The sequence below is a fragment of the Grimontia indica genome (assembly GCF_000333895.2).
GTDB classification, from domain to species: domain Bacteria; phylum Pseudomonadota; class Gammaproteobacteria; order Enterobacterales; family Vibrionaceae; genus Enterovibrio; species Enterovibrio indicus.
Map to the genome: position 1 here is coordinate 189868 of NZ_ANFM02000027.1, position 20122 is coordinate 209989.

Consider the following 20122-nt stretch of genomic DNA (forward strand, 5'->3'; position numbering starts at 1 on the left):
TGGATGAAAAGCTTGGAAGAATGGTTTGAGGAGTACGGTGAAAGCCACCAGAACCCAACCAATCAGAAAATTCACAAAGTGGCTGTGCCGGGCATTTTCTTTTCTGTCGCGGGGCTGCTTTGGCTGATCCCCTCGTTTTCCATTTTTGGAGCGGCGATTGCCCCATACTTTATTGTGCTGGCGTTGGTATTGCTCTTCTACCTTACGCTTTCTTTCAAAGCCTTTGTGGTGATGGCGATATTCTCCGCGTTTTGCACCATGGTGCTGGTGGAATTGGATAGCGCTGGATTTGATATCTTCCTGATTTCTGTTGTGATGTTTGTGGTGTTATGGGTTTTGCAGTTCGTCGGGCACCATATCGAAGGTAAAAAGCCCTCTTTCTTTAAAGATGTGCAGTTCCTTTTGATTGGCCCAGCGTGGGTATTTCACTTCTTTTTACCACTGACGCCGCACAGTGAGACATAAAAAAAGCCAACCGAAAGGTTGGCTTTTCTCTTAAATTCCTAGGCTTAGTTAGGCAGGAACATCGGCGCGTAACAGGTATCGGTTTCTGCCGTTACTCGTGTCATCGCATCAATACGCATTGGTACCAAACCAGCATGTGATTGACTACCAAAGTTCTGGTCATTAGTGGTCGAATCCAGAACCCAAAGATTGGTACTGTTCTGATGACCCGTCACGTTGTTGTTCATCGCCGCAACCAAGATTTCACCGTTCTGATCAAGCGTAGCCGCTGTGATTTCATCAATATAGTGGAAGAATTTCACGGTTGCTGAAGCATCTTCAGTGCTCACGTTAAAGACGCGCGTATTGGTAACAAACAGCAGTTCGCCGTCTTTAAAGATCAAATCACCCCAGTTCGCATAGCCACCAAGACGAATATTCAAATCCAGATGACCAATGATTGTTTGTTCGCCAGTGGTAGTGTTGATGGTAAACAGTCTGCGGATATCCGAACCGTAAAGTGCTCCCGTTTCTGGGTCAAATGTCATTCGCCAAATCTGGAAATTCGTTGAAGCAACCACGTGGTGGGTTTGCGAGGCGACATCAAAATAAGCTAGTTGATACGGCTTATGCGTTTTGTGCAGGAATGGGAGATCAGAAATCTCCTGTTCTGTAAATTCGCCGTTATCAACACCATCAATGTAGTACTCATCAGGTGTTGGTGTGCTTGCGTAATAAATGCGGTTATTTGCTGCATCGTAAGCCATCGCGGAAGCACTGAATAGCGCGCGAGAATTAATCTCAGCGAGATTAACGGCTTCCGTGTGGAATTGTTGGCGCGTAATGCTGCGAGCAAGACCTTCGTGAACGTTAACAAGCACACCTACATCACCTCGGCCTGCGTTAATGGTGTAGAGGTTACCATCACACTCTGCTGATGCAGCTGACATGCTAAAAGTGCTGGCTGCTAATACGAGTGATGATAGCAGTGTCTTTTTCATTTCCCGGCTCCTATGTCCTTTAGGTTTTTACAATTAGATTTTTATTCTTGGAACAGACTGACATGCGACAACTGCAGTCAAAACTTCTGGATAGCGAGTTGTAAAAATGTCTAGGAACGCACCCTACCATCGAATATTACCTTTTACTGTTGTAAATCAATGAATAGGTTTGTTACTCGCCGCACTGAAACATGATTCTTATTTAGAGGACGTAATGTTGTGAAATTAAACACTAAATTATTTACAGCTAATGTTTGTTCACGATACATCTTTCTCCTATGAGAGGGAGGCCGCCGAAGGACTTTTTGAAATACCGTGAATAGAAAAACGGCTCCTTCAGGAGCCGTTTTCAGTTGGGCATGTTCGAGGCAGATTATGCGCCGATAACACCGCCGTCTTTTCGGGTAATCCGCATCACGGTTGAGCGTGGAACAGAGTCACCGCCATCAGGGAAGTGAGAGGGTGCCAGATCTTCACCTGGGTGCTGGATGCCTACAAACATGGTTTTGTAGTCAGGTGAGAACGCTAGACCTGTGATTTCACAAGCGATAGGACCTGTCAGGAATCGACGGATTTCGCCAGTTTTGGTGTCTGCACACAACATCTGGTTGTTACCCATGCCAGCGAAGTTGCCTTCGTTAGAGTACTTACCGTCAGTCTGGATCCACAAACGGCCAGCGCCATCAAAACCAATGCCATCTGGGCTGTTGAACATGTTGTCTTTGTTGATGTTTGGCGTACCTGCCATCAAGCCTTCCTGAACTTCTGGGTTGCCTGCCATCACAAAGATATCCCATTTGAAATCAGTCGCCGTGTGGTCACCACCTTGTGGTTCCCAGCGAATGATGTGGCCATACGGATTTTTCTCACGAGGGTTAGCCACGTTCAAAGGCTGGTTCTCACGAACACCACGGTATTTGTTGTTGGTCAGGGTGCAGAACACATGCTTGTTGTCTGGGTGAACAGCAACCCACTCAGGACGGTCCATGGTGGTTGCGCCAACTTGCGTTGCTGCTTCTCGGGCGAAAATCATCACTTCGGCTTGGCTCTTGAAGCCGTTTTCTGGTGTCAGGCCATTCTTACCAAAGGTCAGTTCAACCCATTCACCTTTACCCTTCAGTTCGCCCTCTTTACCGTCGAACTTCGCGACGTAGAGTGTGCCTTCTTCCAGCAGATCACGGTTTGAAGCGTGAGTGCCCGGTTTGTACTTGTTCTTTGAAACGAACTTGTAGAGGTGTTCGCCACGCTCGTCATCACCGAGGTAAACCACAACGTGACCGTCTTTGTTGATAGTCAGTGCAGCGTTTTCGTGTTTGAAACGACCCAGTGCAGAGCGTTTTTTCGGCTTAGAGTTTGGATCCATTGGGTCGATTTCGACGACCCAACCAAAACGGTGTGGTTCGTTTGGTGTTTTTGCTACGTCGAAACGCTCGTCATGTTTCCACCAGTCGTAGCCCCAATCTTTGTCTTTCACGCCATAGCGCTTATAGGTTGGGCCCAGATCCACTTCTTCAGAAGCCGCGAAGTAACCGTTGAAGTTCTCTTCACATGCCAGATAAGTGCCCCAAGGCGTTTGGCCGTTTGCACAGTTGTTGTAAGTACCCAGAATGGTTTCACCTCCTTCTGGGTCTGCTGCGGTTTTCAGCAAGTCGTTACCGCGTGCAGGCCCCGTCATTTCCATTGGGGTGTATGCGGTTACCTTACGGTTTAAGCGACCTTCAACATTTGGCATCCATTTCCCGTCTTTCTTCACCAGTTCGATGATAGAAACACCGTGTGCCGCCTGAGATTTACGCACATCATCGGCAGAGATATTTTTGCCCTGATGGGTGTAAAGGTACTCGTTGTTGGTGTATTCGTTGTTCGCAACCAATACCGCGCGGTCGTCCGACAGCGGGAAGAAGGTCATGCCGTCGGTGTTATCACCGTACTGCATTTCCTGTGCTTTTGAATCGTTAGACTGGCTGAATTTTGGAGAGTTAGGGAACAGAGCATCACCCCATGAGATCATTGTTTCAGCGATATAGCCGTCTGGAACAACAACCGTATCAGCAGTAGAAGCAGGAATGGCTTCAAAGCCCATCAGCTTGCTCTTGTCCATTGAACCAGCAACTGCTTTTGCAACCGGGCTTGCCGCGAAGAAAGCCACAGAGCCTGCTGCACCGGCTGCGCGAAGGAAATTACGACGATTCATCGCCGCATCGATAAAACGGTTGAACTCTGGCTCGCTGTCCAGTTGGCGTTGGTCAATATGTTTGCTCACGATGACTTCCTTTCCAGATGATTTTAATAATTAATCGTGTGATTTTCCCAAACGCAAGTTTTGTATGCGTTTGGCTATCTACCGGAACCGAATTCTGGAATTCGATTGTTAAAAGTTCGTGAACTCTCAATGAAATGTAAATGTCAGTATCGAGAACCATGCACTGATAAATAAGATTTGGGCATTTTTATATGAGTCTGATTTCACTTATTTTTAGTGCAAGTGTGAATTCTTGCGCAAATCACAGTCGGCGATACGGCAGAATTGATCAGACACAAAGTCCCTTTCTTTGAAGTTCGGCATCTTTAGCCTGACGAAAAGAAGAGGAAAAAACGATGCTGAGAATCTTGGGAACGCTGGGTGCCGTCCTGTTATCAACCCATGTGATGGCAATCGAAGGAGAAGGTGATCCTGTTGCAGGAAAACAAAAGGCTTATACCTGTCAGTTCTGCCACGGTGAAACGGGTTATACGCCAAAGAAAGACTATCCACACATCAACGGCCAGAATGCGCTTTATCTATACAATGTGATGAAGTCTTATCAGGCAGGGGAACGTACTGGCGCAATGGGTAATATGATGCGTCAACAAATGTCGGTATTGAGCGACCAGGACATGAAAGACATCGCTGCTTTTTACGCGAGCCAGGAGCGTGGAAAGCCTCAGTAAGCCATTGCGACCTACCTTACTCGCTGATATTGTTCTGGCAAAATATAAAACAGGAAACTGACATGCCGACAATCTGGGTTGATGCGGACGCTTGCCCGACCGTGATCAAAGAGGTCCTTTTTCGTGCTGCAGACCGCACTCAAACCGAATGTGTGTTGGTGGCTAACCAATCTTTGAGAACGCCACCATCCCGCTATATTCGAAGCCTTCAGGTAGAGAAAGGGTTTGATGTGGCAGATAATGAGATCGTTAGACGTGTTGAAAAAGGTGATTTGGTCATCACCGCAGACATTCCCTTGGCCTCAGAAGTGATTGAGAAATCGGCCGTCGCGTTGAATCCCCGTGGCGAGTTGTATACGCCGGAGAATATCCGCCAACGACTGAACATGCGCGACTTTATGGATACGCTGCGCTCAAGCGGTATTCAAACCGGAGGCCCTGCAACCATGAGTCAGCAGGAAAGACAGAAATTCGCCAATGAGTTGGATAAGTTTTTGCAGCGTGCGAAGCGTTAATCCAAGGGAAAAAATGAATAAGAAAAGGAGCGATAAATCGCTCCTTTGTCATTTTGTACTTCGATTAGTTGTAGATACGTGACCAACAACCGTTTGAACAATCCACATTCTTGTTCCAGTGCAGTTGCGCACGGTGACCGGTACGAATGTTGTAGTAACGGCCATTTGATCCTTTCAGGCGCGCCCAGGCAATATCACCAGAGTAGTAATAGCGCTCATGGTTAGAGTGCTGCTCGTAGTATTGACCACCGTTATTGATAGAAATGCTACGCAGGTGCGTACCAGTTCGGTAAAACTCAAGGGTTGTGCCCGGAGGAATAGTTCCGCTGATGTTAGCGTGAACACCACGGATCCATTGATCTTTGGTGCCCCAGTTTCCGCCTCGGCTGCCATGCCACGCAACGCCACTGCTGTTTGCCGCATTGCGAAGTAGGGTATCTACATCTGGATCGTTATCGACAATAGTCACATTCGCAGAGTCTGCATCGCTCTTATCGTCTTTCACCCACGCTTGCAATGTGAAGTACTCACTGTTTTCGTGAGTAGAGTCATTGATAGTCGATACGCCAATACGAATCGAATCTACACCTTTTGGCAGGGTAATTTCAGTCAATGTGGAAGAGATAGTCGCTGAACCCGTTGAGCCGTCAGAGAACAGCAGCGCAACGGTGTTGCGATAGTCGCTGTTCAATACTGCAGTACCATTTTTCAGTGCGACGCGGAGTTTGGTATTCGCATCTCCGGTGGCTTTGTCAAAGTTCACAGTGAAGTAAGCGGTAGAGCCTTCGCTGACTGAAGACGAAGCAAGCGTGATTCCTTGTACTTCAGGCTGCAGATCGCTTGGGAAAATGGTTTTCGGATAACAGGTGTGATCTTCAGAAGTCACGGTGCCCATTGCGCTGATACGGCTTGGGAATAGACCGACTTTTACTTTTTCACCCGTTGAAGGTTTGATGCGGTACAGCGTATTACTGTTCACGTTACCAGAAACGTTCTGATTTTTAGCTGCGACCAGCATTTGACCATTCTGATCCAGCGTTGCTGCAGCAATGAAATCAATAAAGTGGAATGCTTTCAGGGTTTGAGCGCCCGTCGTTGTGTCAATGGAGAATGTACGGCCATTGGTAACGAACAGCAGTTCACCTTCATAGAACACAAATGAGCCCCAGCTTGAGTAACCACCAAAACGAAGGCTGCTATCAAAAGTGCCAATGTTGGTGATTTCACCCGTTGCTGCATTTACTTTGAAGATAGATGTAGCATCTGAAGCATACAGCTCACCCGTGTCAGGGTGGAAAGCCATGCGCATGATTTGCTTTTTAACGGTTGGGCCCGCGACGTGTTCACCGGTTTCAGGATCCATATAGGCCAGCTGATAAGGCTTGATTCTTTGCGCATGAAGATCCAGTGCTGCATATTCTTCAGGTGTGAAGTCGCTTTCAGGAACGTCGAGATAAAAATCTGTTGGTTGTGGCGCACTGGCATAGTAGAGGCGATCAGTCACACGGTCATACGACATGGCAGAGCCACTGAACATTGCACGTGAATGATATGAAGAGTGGTTAGGCGCGTCAGTGCTGTAGACACCTGTCATTTTGTCCAATTCTTGAACGTCCAAAAGTACGCCGACATGGTTACGCCCTGCGTTCATCGAGTAGACATTACCCGCACAGTTTGCGGCGACTTGAGCGGAAGTCAGTGCGCCAGCGATTACTGCCATTGAAATCAGTGTTTTTTTCATGATGAAAGATACCTATCGTCCATATATTTCTGGTTAGCGTATCCACCACGCTCAATGAGCCTTTTCGCTAACGCTTCCGAAACTGGGTCTCTGCCCACTTTATTTCTTTGGAAGGGTTTGGCCCTATCACCGAAGCCATCGCTTCATGCAATCCACTGAGGGGTGATGTTGGGTAGAGCCTATTCGGATATTTTGAATACGTCTTTCTCGTTTATGAGATGGGGTGTTTTTTGATATTTTTTCAGGAGATCCTTACACCTTTTGCGAGCGTTGGTCTGGAAAGAACGCTAATTAGAAGATGAGAAATGAATGTAATAATTTGAAGGCAAAGTATGAGTAAGGAATGGGGTGTTTAAAACGCAGTCGGGACTTTCTAGAACTTCCTTCAATTAATCATGACTCAGAATAGATACAGATTTCTCGAACGGAAAAATTTCATGAGAGCGCTGAGAGTTTGGGAATTGGTGATATTTAAGGCATCTCTAATGCTTGTCGAAGTAATCTTTCCGGCGAATGTACTTGTCCATAAAATGGTAAGCAATAGGACGTAAGAGCCAACTGGTTAAGACTCTGATGATGCGAACCAGAGACGGCATGTTGTGGTAAATCTTGTCATTGTGTAGCCAGAGCAATTCGCCAACATGCCAGAACATTAAAGGAATGCCGGGCAAAAACGTCACGATGTCGACATCGCAGCAGATACGATAGGTACGGCTTTTTAGTCTGTATCGTTGCTTGAAAGTCCAGAAGCCCGTTGCCGGCTGCCCAAAGGTCACAATTCGCTTAATGGAACCTGGGTATTTTTGCTCAAGAATCTCTCCCGCAATAATGGCCATGCTGCCGCCGGATGAATGACCGGTCAGCGACAGCTTTTTCCCTTGAGCTATTAAGCTTTCAGCACAAGACTCCAGTTTTGCCATAACACTTTGACCAATGAGACGATTGGTGTCTTCTGAGTGGCTGAATTCAGTTTGTTGGCTGGGGGAAAGTCTGGAGTAGTCTTTATTCGTCACATAACGGGCAGGAAGGCTGGGTTGGCGCAACAAAAACTGGAATCCCCAGTGCACATGGCCAGCATGGTTTGGCGCGTCAACTTTGCTTGGAAGGACAATCAGGTTTAACAACCAATCCCATACGCTTTGGGAACCTTTGAAGACAATGACAGCATCACCGTCTTCACGCCACAACACGCGAATAATGGTTTTCCCCCAACGGTTTTGAATATCTCTGCGACCGTTTTTTGAAAAGCCGTATTGGACATGGTCAAAATGCTTGGGGTAGGCATCACGACACAGGATCGCATAGCGCTCATATTGATAGCGTTTTAGTCTTTTCACCCGTGTGATCAATCGCAACCCTAAAGTTCATCAGTTTAGAGATGAAAAATGACGAATCGAAGACAGGAAAAAGACGGGGAAAAGAAGGGAAGAACAAAGAAGCTGCACTAGGCAGCTTCAATTTTAGTCGTAATGTTGCAGGAACGGCGAGATATGCGTGTTGTACGTCAACGCTTTTATCGCACTGTGATTGTTGATCAACCATTCTGCTTTGGTGATATTCCCAATGCCGATAATGGCCTGAACAAGCAGTTTGAAATCTCTCAGCCAGCGCGCTTTTTGGTCCTCGCTCCAATCGTTTCGGTAGATTTCATGGTAATGCTCTACCCACCAATAGGCACCGCGGATAAATGCGGCCACGATGGCGGTTGCAGGTTCAATTTGCTCGTCTTTCCCGTCGATGGCGTATTCGTCAGCCAGCGGTTGACCCTGTGAGAAAGCGGCATAGTTTTTACAATACTTATAGAGCGCTAATTGCAGCGCGGATGCTGAGTCGCAGTGCTCCAACGACAATGTGGTCACGGGTAAGTGCTTTTTATTGTTTCTGAAGAGTTCGATAGAGCGCTTGCCCGGCAAGAGTTTCTCGATAACAAAAAACAAATCGATACTGATGAGTTTATTGCTCAAAGCGTTTTCCTTGTAACTATCTACGTCTTTAACCAGTACCATTCTAGACATCAGTTAAAGCACAATAATAAGCGGGTTTTCAATAAACTAGCGGCAGCATACTCTCTCAGCCTCCAAAACGGAATCTGTTTAGGCTGAATGCGGCTCACACCTTGATTTAAGCGTTTGAAAAACTGTGCGCTGTGGTGCAAGTTTATGTAGACCGTAAGACCCGTTTTATCGCCAAAAAACAAGACACTCGCAAACTTTGTAACCTAACTGTTATGAACGCCCTGTTCGGTACGCATACATCAGTTTTGAAAGGCCAGTTCGACTAATAATTAGCCACTTATGCCGACGCCATCAAGTGACTGAAGAGCTTCGGTATTTTGAACGTGCCTTACAAGGAGATGGTATGAAAAAGATCTTAGCAGGTGCAGCGCTCAGTGCCTGTTTGGCAACACCAGCGCTTGCGGAAAATCACGTTGTGGGTGGCTATTTTGCAGACTGGCAGTACGCCAATGCAGATAATCCTTACACGGTTAAAGATATTCCTGCCGACCAGTTGACCCACATTATTTACGCTTTTCTGAGCATGTGTGGCCCTCACAATGGCGCATCAGAACTTGTTCAGCAACAAGTGGCTAAGGCCTGTGAAGGTAAGGCTCCGTTTTCCGCGATCGTCGTTGATCAAGAAGCAGCAATGGAAGTGGACTTTGGTGATGTGTCTGTCGATGTGCCATACAAAGGACATTTTGCCCAGCTTGCTGAACTGAAAAAGACTCATCCTGATCTGAAAATCTTGCCTTCTTTTGGTGGGTGGACCATGTCAGAACCCTTCCATGCAATGGCAAAAGACGAAGCGGCCATCAAACAATTTGCTAAATCGGCTGTGGCTCTCATTGCCGAATATGACTTTTTCGACGGCATCGATCTTGACTGGGAGTACCCAGGTGGCGGCGGTTTGACAACCTCTCCTTGGAACCCTGATACAAAACTGTCTGATGATGTGAAAGCGCTGGAACGTGATGCTTTTACCACGCTGGTGACCTTGCTTCGTGATGAGCTGGATACGTTAACGGCGGAAACGGGTCGTGAATACGAACTGTCTACCGCTGTGGGTGTCGGCCCGAAAGCGGCACAAATCGATTGGGAGTCTGCGGCACCTAAACTGACCAATATGTTTGCGATGACGTATGACTTCCTGGGGGGCTGGGGGCCGCAAACAGGCCACCTGACAAACCTGCATGCCACTGATCGTAGCTGGTGGGGAATGGGCGCCGATGTCTTTATCAATCAAATGATCGAGTTGGGCATTCCAAAAGAAAAGCTGGTTCTGGGTGCGGCATTCTATGGTCGTGGCTGGGAGGGCTCTCAATTTGACGGTAGCCTGCCGACTTCTGATTTAGCATCAGAAAAAGGTGCGAGTTTTGGTACGGGTGAACCAGGTTACTTCATGTACTGGGATTTGAAACAGAATTACACCAAGTCTGAAGGCTACCAGTATGGCTATGATGAAGCCTCGCATGCACCTTACCTCTGGAACCCTGAGAAGAAAGTCTTTATTTCTTTTGAAGATGCACGTTCGGTAAAAGCGAAAGCAGAGTGGGCGAAGCAGCAAGGTTTGGCTGGTGTCTTCACTTGGGAGCTTTCTGGTGACCCAGACAACGAGCTAACGTCAGTTATGCATCAAGTACTGCAAAGCAAGACAGCAAAGAAATAACTTAGGTAAGAGCTTTGCTGTTAGACCCGGCATTAAGCCGGGTCTATTTTTTTGGCGATTTATTAAGGTCATCAGATCCAAGTATTTCTTCCGCCTCTTGGATACCGTGTTGAGCCTTGAGTTGAGCTATCAGTTCTTGGTGTGATTCTAGGAAAAGATTGAATTGAATAACGATATCAGGCCGTTTGATGCTTGAAAGGTGACGGGTACCACTCAGATAAGGATGATGCTTGTTGAGCTTCATCGGTGGCGCCTGCTCCCCTAAGTCTTTCAGTTTGATGTTGAGTGCCGCCACATTGGTGTAGATGCCATCTATACGGTTTGAAGCCAACAACCTTATCAAAGATTCCATTTCCTTGACTTCAAATAAGGTGATCTCTTTGGCTTTCACCTTTTCGATAAAAGGCCATGGCGTGAAGCCGGAAATCAGGCCTAAGCGCGTCAGCGTTCCAGTCGTATTCTCTTGAGCTTGGTCCAGTGTGACGACACCATCGACAAAAGAAACCACGGGATCGCTGTAGAGGATGTCGTGTCCCTCTTTCAATGAAGCGCTCCAGTTAGGATTATCTGGGTACTTCAAATCGACGTCACCACGTAGAAATGCAGAATAAAGCCTTTTCAGAGGTAACGCCTGATAGTCAAAGTAGTAGTTATATTCGCGGGCAAAAGCATCAAAAAGTTCTCGGTTAAAACCCTGATAATTCTGTTGCTGATAGCGGGAGTAAGGCGAGTAATCTTCGAAGTCCTGAACGCCAATCGTAAAATGATTGGTATCAGAATTTTGCGCGGCCACTTCTGTTGTAATCATGGTAACGGCTGTCAAAAATAGTGCGGTTAAAAGTTTGCGCATGTCCGTCTCAAAGGCCTTATTCTTACTCATGAGATAAGTATATACGCTGAGCGGAAAATCATTTGAAATCGGTGGGATACCGCGAGCTTTCATTTCTTAAACGTATACCAAAATGACCTGAAGATGCTCGCATTCAGAGGTCATCAATATGTTCAATTCGAGGCAAATTTTACGAGGAATGGTGGTTCTATTTCCGTGGGATTTAACGAAGAAGTGGGCGCATTGAGGCCCTCCCTTTCGGCGAGTTGACTGACGCCGTGCTCTTTGTTATTCCTTTTTGATGTAGACGACTACACCTACAAAGGAACGCCGCGATCACAACGCCAGTCAAGCTCACTGAATCCTGCATCTTCAGGTTGTTTGGGTATATAAAAGACAAAACCCCGCAAAGCGGGGTTTTGTCTTTTCAGCAAGCAAAGATATCTTTGTTTTTGTTTGTATGCGCTGACTATAGTCCTGCCGATCACCCTGTGTCCAACCCTTCCGACAGGTTTGTTAAATGCTGGGCTGCGCATCACTTTAACAATGCAACTTAGTGAGTTGCATTAATTTCTTGGAGAGTCTTTTCCAAAAATACGCTTATTTCTCAGCAGAAAATCAATTTTATGCTTGTAAGGTTTTCTTTACACTTTCAGTTCTAACTTGCTGTAATAATAAAAATTATTGCCAACTACAAGGGTGACAATTTTAAGACCTCTCCATTGGATGAGTCTGTCAGCAAGTAGATATCGCCATCAGGAGATTCCACCACATCTCTGATGCGGCCATAGTGACCATCCAACAATCTTTCTTCGCCAATCACCTTGCCGTTATCCATATCCAGACGAACGAGCAGGCCGAATTTCAGCGAACCGAGTAGGATATCTCCTTGCCATTGTTGGAACTTCTTGCCGGAAATTATTTCCATGCCAGAAGGTGCAATGGAGGGCACCCAATAATGGACAGGCTGCTCCATCCCATCCTGCGCGGTACCGGTACCAATTTGACTTCCTGTTCCATAATTTACGCCATAAGTAATAGTAGGCCACCCGTAGTTATTGCCTTTTGATATAGGGTTCAGTTCGTCGCCACCTTGCGGACCATGTTCGTGCGTCCAAAGGGTTTTCCCATCGTTATCCAGCGTCATGCCCTGGATGTTGCGGTGACCATAGGAATAGATTTCTGGCAAGCTGCCACCCTGACCAACAAAGGGGTTGTCTGAAGGTAGTGAGCCATCAAGATTTAGCCGGACTAACGTACCGATATGAGAGTCATTTTGCTGGGCTTTGTCTCGGTTACCTCGGTCCCCTAATGCGATATAGAGGTGCTCATCGGTGGCCAGTAACCGGCCGCCATAGTGTCTGCCACCAGCCAGTTTGGGAGACTGGGAGAAGATAGGAGTGATATTTTTCAGCGTGTTCCCATCAAGTATCGCGGAAGATACCGCGGTGCCGGATTTTCTAAACTCTCCTTCTTCGGCATAGGCAATGAAAAGGCGGTTTGAGGTTTCAAAATCCGGCGACAGGGTCAGTCCCAATAATCCCCCCTGACCGCGATAAACGAGCTTCTCCGGTAGGCCTTGGATATCCGAGACCACACCTTCACGCGTTACCCGTTTAAGGCCACCGTTTCGCTCGCTGACTAACATGTCACCATTTGGCAGAAATACCAATGACCATGGGTGGTTTAGCCCTTGTGCTACCCGCTCGACAGTAAAGCTGTGTTTTTCTGAAGTAATGCTCTCGGCTGTTGCTGCAAAGGGGAGGCAAGCTGATACAAAGAGTGCGGCAATAAGGTGAGTGGTGTTCATGAGGGGCTCCGTTCGATTATTATACCCAAATAACCTGAAGATGCAGGATTCAGCGAGTTTGACTGGCGTTGTGATCGCGGCGTTCCTTTGTAGGTGTAGTCAACTCCATCAAAAAGGAACAACAAAGAGCACGACGTCAGTCAACTCGCCCGAAGGGAGGTCATCAATGCGCCCACTTCATCGTTAAATTCCACGGAAATAGAACGACTATTCCTCGTAAAATTTGCCTCGAATTGAACGCATTGATGACCTCTGAATGCGAGCATCTTCAGGTTGTTTGGGTATTTCATCCGTCACCCCTCAATCTTACCTCATGTCGAAAGGGTCACGAGAAGTGTTGCGCAAAGCGGAATTTCAGGCGACGCATTCCCCGGCCAAGGCGGGAGAATTTGTCCGACATTGAAGGAGAAGACTGCACCGATTGCGTTGCGTCTCTTTCCGTATTGTCCAGACCACTGCTTTCAACGCGGTTACGACCATTTTGTTTGGCGAGGTACAGGAGTTTATCGACATCGCTGTATATGTCTGACAGTGATTGCCCGGGCTCGACAGATGATACGCCAAAGCTGGCGGTCACGTTAAACTCGTCACCTTGCTCAGTCAGGAAAGCTAACTCACTGATACGTGTGCGCAAATCTTCTGCGATCAACTGTGCTTGGTCAAGTTGGCTATTTGGGAGCAGAAGCATGAATTCTTCACCGCCCACCCTCGAGCAAACGTCATTACGTCGAAGATTATTTTTGAACAGTTCAGCAATGCCAGTCAGCACCTTGTCACCAACCGGGTGTCCGTAAGTATCATTGACCTTCTTAAAGTGGTCGACATCCAACAGCAGGCAGCTAATGGGATTGCCATTGCTTTCCATTTCCGCTTTTAGCTTATCAAGCTGGGAGCTGAGGTAGCGTCGGTTGTAGAGACCGGTCAGGCTGTCGGTATTGGCAATTTTCCCCCAGCGGGCGCGACGTCTGTTGATCCAAAGGGCGGCGAGAGTGGCGAGTACTGTCGCCATCACACCGGCAACAACCAATACATTCAGGTATTCCACCTTGTCTTCGTTGGTTTTCAACTCAAGGGTCTGCAAGACGTTGTTCCAGCTAAGATGTTGGTTCTCCGCTTTGAGTTTCTCCAGGTTAAAGAGCATCTGTTGGCGTTCAAGATTATCGACTTGCTCATCAGCACTGAAGTTGTTGAAACGGTTTTGATAATCCAACAGGGTCAGATAGGCATTTTTGTAGTCTTCCATACCGAAGTGCGCTTTGGATGCGACCAGATACAGCTCGATCTCGGTGCGGTATAGACGGGTCAAATCAGCTTGACCGGCGATCAACGGTGTCACTAAGTCAATCGCGCCCTGAAAGTTTTCATTTAGCAGGTTTTCATTGGCTTTCAGGTAGTTGTATTTACTGATGTAGTAACGGATGGTCTCACGGTCGCGCAAGGCATCAGTCTGCTTTATGTAGCGACCCATACTTTTGGTATCGCCGGATTGAAGCAACAAATCAGCAATTTGAAGGTTAATGCGGAAGCGATGAGAGCCGTCACCAAGGACTTGCGCGATTTGAAGCGCTTGCTTGTATTCCAGCAAGGCTTGTTTTTTGTCGCCTTGTTTCTTGGCAAGTTCCGCCATGTCTAGCTTAACCAGCAACTGGTTAAAGGACATTTTGCGCTCACGGAAGAACTGGTAAGACTGATCGAGCAGAAGTGATGCTTTATCAAAACCGTTTAATTGCACCAAAATGCCCCCCAAGCTGGAGGCAATACGTTCGACCAGAAGGGCATCTTGCGTGGTTTTTGCTGCTTCAAGGGAGCTCATTAAAGCCGCCATCGAGACGTCGTAGTCGTTCTGTGCCTTGTAAGCCTGACCTTTAACCAGCAGAATTTCCGCGGTGACGGAAGGGTCGTTAAGGGTTTGAGATTCTGCCAGAAGCGTATCTAACTGATCGAGAACCAGCGCTTCTTCGCCTTTGAGTATTCTCGCTTGACCTAAACGCAATTGCATCAGGTACAAATCGGCTTTAAGCAGCGGGTCGTTCTTTGCCAGTTCAATACCGGTGTTTGCCGCTAAGATAGCGCTTTCTGGATCATTCAATAAAAGATCAACAGTCGATTTTTGCAGGTAATAGCGCACCAGTAGGGGCAAAGGTTGGTTTTGTTTCAGCTCAACTTTTTCCAGCTCACTCAACAAGGCGCGTGCTTTGATAGGAACGGAATAAAGAATGGACTGAACGCCATTAAGCGTTTTCTCAAATGACTGCGTCTTTTCAACAGAAGCATTGGCTGTTCCGGTAAAAATCACAAACAAGAAAAGGAGGTTTTTCAGCGTTTTTTGCATTAATGAAGCTTCCATGATCGACATAGCTAAACGTCAAGTTATTGTTGTTTTTTTGTTCTGGCCCAAGTTGGTCACATTTAAGTGAAAACAAATGCTTGGGATCAGTTATCGGACATAGATTACCCAACACAATGTATGGGTTTTGTATTAAATTTGAGCCGGATGTATGAAATTGTTTATCGGCCGTTAGATAAGCTTAGGCAGGGATGCGAAGTTTTGCTGCAGTCAACGCAACGCACCGCCGCAAAGATGCGGCGATGCATTACCCTCGTAAGCCTGCAATCTGTTAGCCGAAGAGCACCGAACGCGAGCTGGCGAGTTGTCTTCTATTGTCTGATTTGTTGGTAGATTTCGTCCTTGAGCTGCACGCGACGCATCCTCAAGTTACGGAAGTTTTCATCATCAGTAGGAATTTTTGCCATCTCCAGACCGCGTATTCTGTGGTCAAGATGGTGATACTCATCCACAAGACGACAAAAGGCACTGTCTGCCATCTTCATATCGTGAATTTTTTCTTTGTATTCAGGGAACTCGAACATGAGTGCGTGGTTTTCACCTTGCATATTACCTCCTGTAGTCGGCTCCTGCGAAAGTCTTGATCGCAGTAGGATCTCCGGGGACGTCCACGTTGGACGTGTTGGTGCGGTGTGACAGTGACTGTAAAAAGTGCCTTGTCACTCTTTCAGAATAGGGATTGGAGAGGCGTGATTCTAGCGATAGGCCATCAGTTACTTTTGAGTCTTAACAAATGAACACTGAGGGTAAAGTTAATTTCACATTGACGAAAAAAGGCGCGTTAAGCGCCTTTTTACTGTGATTGCGTTGATATCAGCGTTTGTCCTTGATGGACTCAGCTTCTTTTTTAAGCAGCACGATTTTGCCAAATCCCAGCTTGTTGAAGTAGCTGTCTCTGTGATTTTTCACGGCCTTTCCATCCGCAACCATTTCCAACTGAAGTTCCATTTTCAGAAAGTCAGTCAGGTCGATACCTTCTGCTTCTGCGGCAGCTTCATGAGGCGAGCGATGCTTCTGGAAAGAGAAGGTGATCACTTTGGTTTCGCCTTTATAGACATATTCAAGTTGGCGTGACATATAAGCAATCCTAAAAAAATGAGGGGTCGGAGTATTCCCTACTGACATTCCCAAGTCAACACAGCTAATCACTATCGAGAAAGGTCGGCACTGACAAACTCTTCTTCGTTGTCCGTTTCCTCGCAAGGATGGAAGGCGATTCGTTCTCCTTTCCCCGTTAGCAAACCAATGTAACCCGGCGAGCCATCGGGGTTGAGCTTCACAATACCCACTGCACTTTGGTTAACCAACAGACCCGCGCTGCCGTTGTCTGGTCGCCGACGTTCAATACGCATGCGTTTCCTGCGGGTGAAAAAATTCAGTGGTGAGGCTGGCCAGAACAGTTTTCTGTCCAACCATTCGAAAATGGACAAAAACGGCTCAGGGAACTGGTTTCTAAAACCACTACAAGTGATTTGCCAGATGCGCGGGCTACTTTTGCGAAAACGCATTCGGATGTCGTAGGCGAACGAATAGTGAACATCACCAGATAAGATAACGAAGTTCTTGGGCGTTTTCGGGTGCTTGAAAATATTCAGCAGCGCATTGGCAGAGCCGGGGTGTGCCATCCAGTTCTCGGAGTCAGTTGCGAGGGGATGACCCATGAAAGTCACGATGCGTTGGATGGTCTCGATGAATTTGACCCCGAACATTGGCGCGGGTGAAACCACGACCACAGCGTCGTTGTTGAACACATCCTGTTGGAAGTCCATCAAAGACTCCCAATCCATTAACCCTGATGGTTTGTTATAGCTGGATTCTGAACGCCAGCGTCGGGTTCGGGTATCAATGACCACGACTTTAGGGGTCGTCGGAATGGTGTAATGCCAATGCTCGAAGTGATGCATAACCTGTGTCATCGCTTCGAGATTTTCTGGATCGGGAGAATCAAGGAACGCTTGCAAAGGCGACCAGAAATCCTGAGTAAAAGCTTTGGGCTCGTTTCCCCATCCCTGACAGAAGAAATATCCCATCATGGCATTGGTGATGATGCCTCTGGCAAACGAAGAGTTGTTCACCGCACGTTCCCAGCCAACCGTGAGGTTAAAGTCGTCAGTGACATCGTGGTCATCGAAAATCATGTACGTGGGAATATGTGCGAATAGGCGGCGAACCTGCTCCAGCCCAGCTCGGAATTTACCAAGCTCATTGAGCTCATGTCGCCATTGCTGTTGGCGCTCTGGTGACAGCGTCGGCACGGTGTCGTCGAGTGTAATGTGCTGCCATAACGCCGGTGACCATACCAGAGCATACATGGCGATAAACTCGTTGAAGCTGACCAGATGGTTTTCGGTGGTTCGCGAGCTGAACACCGGTTCGGGTTTTACCTTGAAAAGCCGTTTTATCAAGCCGTGGTTTATATCGCTGTATGGAAGCAGTTCCGTGCGGCTATAAATAGGGGTGTTTTCCGGTGAAAGTTCACTGCACCAACGAATATCGGCACCTTCGAACGCCTGGTCTTTCATGCCAAGTAAGTCGATGGTCTGGCGAATCGCCGACATCAGGGGACCGCTCACGTCATCGGCATAGATTTGGTCGCCACTCATGATTAACAGGTCAGCGCGGTTTTCAACCGGCGTTTCTTCATAGCTTTTGTCCAGTGCCGCTAACGCGTCTTCACAGCGGTGATGTGGGTGCCGACAGGAACCATGAGCTATGTTTTCTGCTTTTGAGGGCACGACGAAAGTGGGGCGAGATTCATCCTGATAGAGAAAACCATCCAGTGTGGACAGCAAAGAATGTCCCTGGTCGACGATGTCGTACTGTAGTGGGATATCAGGAGTAAACGATGATTCACCCGAGAACTGTGCCATGACAACAAAGCAGCGCTCGCCGAGTTGCACCTGTTTTTGGCTAGAAAAGCTGGATAGATAAAACGCGTGATCCTGTTCCGGTTGAAACAACAAAAAATCCGCGGTGAGAGGCTCAGACGTAATAGCCCAAATGCAAATATCATCTTGGGTTGTTCGCCGTAAAATAGGTCCAGCTAGAAAAACAGGTAACGCCACGAGGTAACTCAACTTTATTGTTTATTACCTTAACTTTACGCATTCTCACCGACGATTTGTAGCGGTGTGGTTGTAAAGTCATGCAAATTTAGGCGTTCAATCAGCAGGGCGTCTTTCGGACAGTATGCTGGCACCATTGTCTTGTGCTTTGGCAAGCCACTGAGCAGCGACTTCACTTTCACCAATATCCAGCAGTGCCGTGGAAAGGGCCAATTGCGCCTGAACGTGTTCCTGGCGGGCTGCAAGGCTGAGGAAGTAGATACCTTTATCTACGTCTTTGTCGGTGATGAAGCCATTAAACAGCATTTGACCCAAGGCATACTGCTCTACGGGGCTATTGCAGAGCGCGAGATCAAGCACCCATTTGAACTCGTCGTAATCGACGCCAGTGGCTAAACGTTCGCTGTGATAAATGCTGCTTTTTGTAAGAGCGTCTTGCTGTGGCGTTTCACTGCAAAAATCGAGATAGAGCGTGGAAAGCTCAAAAACCGCACTGTTGTTGACGCCTTTGAGGAAGTAGGGAGAGGCTTGCCGACAGTTTTCCGTTGGGTACTCGCCACGTTGTAAATGTTGCCAACCACGATAGAAATCACTATCCAAAAATGCGTCAGAATAATTGGCGAGCGTCGGACATTGTGTGTTGGCATGTGCTGCCTCTTCAGAGCAAGCGGCGACAGTGACCAACATGGCAGGAAGCAACCACTTCATACTTCATTCCTTTTACAACGATGGAGAGAGTGTAAAAGGTGTGGCATATCACTCGCTTTCCCATCATTGAGAAAAGGCCGTGAAATTGACCGTACTTTGTACGGCCAAATAGCGAGTCGGGTATCAGTGTTTACAGAAAATATTTGAGTTCGTTTTGTGTGCAGACTCGTCTTTCACGGGTTTCATGGCAAACGCGTAACGCAGAGAAGCGTAGAAGATGACGACATATGCCATTAGCTCTGTGCCTTCTTCTGCAATGTTTTTTGCTGCACGAACATAGCCTTCATCCAGCAATTCACGCCAAATCGAGCCCATGCCAAAAAGTCTCGAGAAGACTAAGAGCAATACCAGCCCTAAACACAGCAAAGCGAAGTGGCGATGTTTCACGAATGCTGCAAACTGCTCGGCGGTTTCTGCCCTGTTTGTCAGCGAATACAGGATGGCACTGGCAGCGACGATCGAAGCGGGGTAAGCCCAAAAACCATGGAAAACCAACTGGTCAAAGAACATATCCAATTCGCGGATCAGCAAACACAGGAAAAAGCCCACGACTAAAGCACCAAAGTGCCTAAAAGTAGGGTTTAGCTTTGCGATGTAGGCGTAACTAAGAATGGTCAGAGCCAGAAGGAATTGTTCCATGTACTCGACCAGCGTGCCTTCCGAGGCGCCTGTTTTCAGCGTGTCGATATCTAACCTGATAACCAAAACCGGTAAGGAGACCAAGACAGCGAGAAATAAAAAGTGCGCAACGGCGTTAAAGATGGCGGCTGCATTTTTATTGCGATGTGGCATCAGCGTCCTCTCAAACTGCAATAATACTTTTCCCACCCTATAGTGACCGGGTATCCGTGATGTTTGTCACAACGAATTGTTGATTCGTTCTTAAAGTTCCATTTTTGTGTGAGGTGAATTCGGATGCAGGACTATACGTCATCGAATCGTCACAAGCTGTCTTATTCGTGATACTGCTAATGCAGAATTCATTTCTGTTCTAACGAAAAGCTTGCGTGAATTTGAGGCCTATATACCCAAACAACCTGAAGATGCTCGCATTCAGAGGTCATC

The 20122-nt window shown here is 47.3% G+C and carries 17 protein-coding genes; 4 read left to right on the top strand and 13 right to left on the bottom strand.

The window, feature by feature from the left end; all coding sequences use genetic code 11:
* The first annotated feature begins 3 nt into the window (after positions 1-3).
* Positions 4-465: an Mpo1 family 2-hydroxy fatty acid dioxygenase gene (locus tag D515_RS15925; RefSeq protein ID WP_002540027.1), complete on the top strand. Its 462-nt coding sequence runs from the start codon at positions 4-6 to the stop codon at positions 463-465.
* Between the two features lie 44 nt (positions 466-509).
* Here the strand turns inward: D515_RS15925 and D515_RS15930 are convergent, their stop codons facing one another.
* On the bottom strand, positions 510-1445 hold the full coding sequence (locus D515_RS15930) for a hypothetical protein (protein WP_002540028.1): 936 nt from the start codon (positions 1443-1445) through the stop codon (positions 510-512).
* A 373-nt stretch (positions 1446-1818) separates the two neighbouring features.
* Positions 1819-3639 (bottom strand): PhoX family protein, encoded by a 1821-nt coding sequence (locus D515_RS15935; RefSeq protein WP_192815516.1) that lies wholly within the window; start codon positions 3637-3639, stop codon positions 1819-1821.
* Positions 3640-4043: 404 nt separating this feature from the next.
* On the opposite strand from D515_RS15935, the gene D515_RS15940 reads away from it, so the two are divergent.
* Together D515_RS15940 and D515_RS15945 are read left to right on the top strand one after the other, a co-directional pair.
* Positions 4044-4376, top strand: a complete 333-nt coding sequence (locus tag D515_RS15940) for a c-type cytochrome (protein WP_002540030.1) — start codon at positions 4044-4046, stop codon at positions 4374-4376.
* A gap of 62 nt (positions 4377-4438) precedes the next feature.
* Positions 4439-4891 (top strand): YaiI/YqxD family protein, encoded by a 453-nt coding sequence (locus D515_RS15945; protein WP_002540031.1) that lies wholly within the window; start codon positions 4439-4441, stop codon positions 4889-4891.
* 64 nt (positions 4892-4955) lie between these two features.
* Here the strand turns inward: D515_RS15945 and D515_RS15950 are convergent, their stop codons facing one another.
* The 3 genes from D515_RS15950 to D515_RS15960 form a co-directional block, all read right to left on the bottom strand.
* Positions 4956-6632 (bottom strand): YncE family protein, encoded by a 1677-nt coding sequence (locus D515_RS15950; protein ID WP_002540032.1) that lies wholly within the window; start codon positions 6630-6632, stop codon positions 4956-4958.
* 482 nt (positions 6633-7114) lie between these two features.
* The gene (locus tag D515_RS15955) at positions 7115-7969 is read right to left on the bottom strand and encodes a lipase family protein (protein WP_039850200.1); all 855 of its coding nucleotides are present in this window, start codon (positions 7967-7969) and stop codon (positions 7115-7117) included.
* A 123-nt stretch (positions 7970-8092) separates the two neighbouring features.
* Entirely contained in the window at positions 8093-8596 is a 504-nt protein-coding gene (locus tag D515_RS15960) for a hypothetical protein (RefSeq protein ID WP_002540034.1), read from the bottom strand.
* 394 nt (positions 8597-8990) lie between these two features.
* Between D515_RS15960 and D515_RS15965 the strand changes: the two genes are divergently transcribed.
* On the top strand, positions 8991-10298 hold the full coding sequence (locus D515_RS15965; RefSeq protein ID WP_002540035.1) for a glycoside hydrolase family 18 protein: 1308 nt from the start codon (positions 8991-8993) through the stop codon (positions 10296-10298).
* Positions 10299-10341: 43 nt separating this feature from the next.
* Here the strand turns inward: D515_RS15965 and D515_RS15970 are convergent, their stop codons facing one another.
* From D515_RS15970 to D515_RS16005, 8 genes are all read right to left on the bottom strand, one after another.
* A complete protein-coding gene (locus tag D515_RS15970) occupies positions 10342-11241 on the bottom strand; it encodes a substrate-binding periplasmic protein (protein WP_002540036.1) in 900 nt (299 codons plus the stop codon).
* Between the two features lie 577 nt (positions 11242-11818).
* A complete protein-coding gene (locus tag D515_RS15975; protein WP_002540038.1) occupies positions 11819-12937 on the bottom strand; it encodes a PQQ-dependent sugar dehydrogenase in 1119 nt (372 codons plus the stop codon).
* A 325-nt stretch (positions 12938-13262) separates the two neighbouring features.
* Positions 13263-15269: a GGDEF domain-containing protein gene (locus tag D515_RS15980; protein WP_002540039.1), complete on the bottom strand. Its 2007-nt coding sequence runs from the start codon at positions 15267-15269 to the stop codon at positions 13263-13265.
* Between the two features lie 326 nt (positions 15270-15595).
* On the bottom strand, positions 15596-15832 hold the full coding sequence (locus tag D515_RS15985) for an HP1242/YdcH family protein (RefSeq protein ID WP_002540040.1): 237 nt from the start codon (positions 15830-15832) through the stop codon (positions 15596-15598).
* A 265-nt stretch (positions 15833-16097) separates the two neighbouring features.
* Positions 16098-16361: a DUF2960 family protein gene (locus D515_RS15990; protein ID WP_002540041.1), complete on the bottom strand. Its 264-nt coding sequence runs from the start codon at positions 16359-16361 to the stop codon at positions 16098-16100.
* Positions 16362-16432: 71 nt separating this feature from the next.
* Positions 16433-18349 (bottom strand): alkaline phosphatase D family protein, encoded by a 1917-nt coding sequence (locus D515_RS15995; protein ID WP_420835377.1) that lies wholly within the window; start codon positions 18347-18349, stop codon positions 16433-16435.
* Between the two features lie 96 nt (positions 18350-18445).
* Positions 18446-19057 carry an SEL1-like repeat protein gene (locus D515_RS16000; RefSeq protein WP_002540044.1) on the bottom strand — a complete coding sequence of 204 codons (612 nt, stop codon included), beginning with the start codon at positions 19055-19057 and terminating at the stop codon, positions 18446-18448.
* A 123-nt stretch (positions 19058-19180) separates the two neighbouring features.
* Entirely contained in the window at positions 19181-19849 is a 669-nt protein-coding gene (locus D515_RS16005; RefSeq protein ID WP_002540045.1) for a hypothetical protein, read from the bottom strand.
* Positions 19850-20122 lie beyond the last annotated feature (273 nt).

Excerpts from the sequence above, each read along its gene's own strand:
- D515_RS15985 (WP_002540040.1), bottom strand. The coding sequence starts at position 15,832 with ATGCAAGGTGAAAACCACGCACTCATGTTCGAGTTCCCTGAATACAAA.
- D515_RS15970 (WP_002540036.1), bottom strand. The coding sequence starts at position 11,241 with ATGAAAGCTCGCGGTATCCCACCGATTTCAAATGATTTTCCGCTCAGC.
- D515_RS16000 (WP_002540044.1), bottom strand. The coding sequence starts at position 19,057 with ATGAAGTGGTTGCTTCCTGCCATGTTGGTCACTGTCGCCGCTTGCTCT.
- D515_RS15950 (WP_002540032.1), bottom strand. The coding sequence starts at position 6,632 with ATGAAAAAAACACTGATTTCAATGGCAGTAATCGCTGGCGCACTGACT.
- D515_RS15980 (WP_002540039.1), bottom strand. The coding sequence starts at position 15,269 with ATGCAAAAAACGCTGAAAAACCTCCTTTTCTTGTTTGTGATTTTTACC.
- D515_RS15945 (WP_002540031.1), top strand. The coding sequence starts at position 4,439 with ATGCCGACAATCTGGGTTGATGCGGACGCTTGCCCGACCGTGATCAAA.
- D515_RS15975 (WP_002540038.1), bottom strand. The coding sequence starts at position 12,937 with ATGAACACCACTCACCTTATTGCCGCACTCTTTGTATCAGCTTGCCTC.
- D515_RS15965 (WP_002540035.1), top strand. The coding sequence starts at position 8,991 with ATGAAAAAGATCTTAGCAGGTGCAGCGCTCAGTGCCTGTTTGGCAACA.
- D515_RS15935 (WP_192815516.1), bottom strand. The coding sequence starts at position 3,639 with ATGAATCGTCGTAATTTCCTTCGCGCAGCCGGTGCAGCAGGCTCTGTG.
- D515_RS15990 (WP_002540041.1), bottom strand. The coding sequence starts at position 16,361 with ATGTCACGCCAACTTGAATATGTCTATAAAGGCGAAACCAAAGTGATC.
- D515_RS15930 (WP_002540028.1), bottom strand. The coding sequence starts at position 1,445 with ATGAAAAAGACACTGCTATCATCACTCGTATTAGCAGCCAGCACTTTT.
- D515_RS15925 (WP_002540027.1), top strand. The coding sequence starts at position 4 with ATGAAAAGCTTGGAAGAATGGTTTGAGGAGTACGGTGAAAGCCACCAG.
- D515_RS15940 (WP_002540030.1), top strand. The coding sequence starts at position 4,044 with ATGCTGAGAATCTTGGGAACGCTGGGTGCCGTCCTGTTATCAACCCAT.
- D515_RS16005 (WP_002540045.1), bottom strand. The coding sequence starts at position 19,849 with ATGCCACATCGCAATAAAAATGCAGCCGCCATCTTTAACGCCGTTGCG.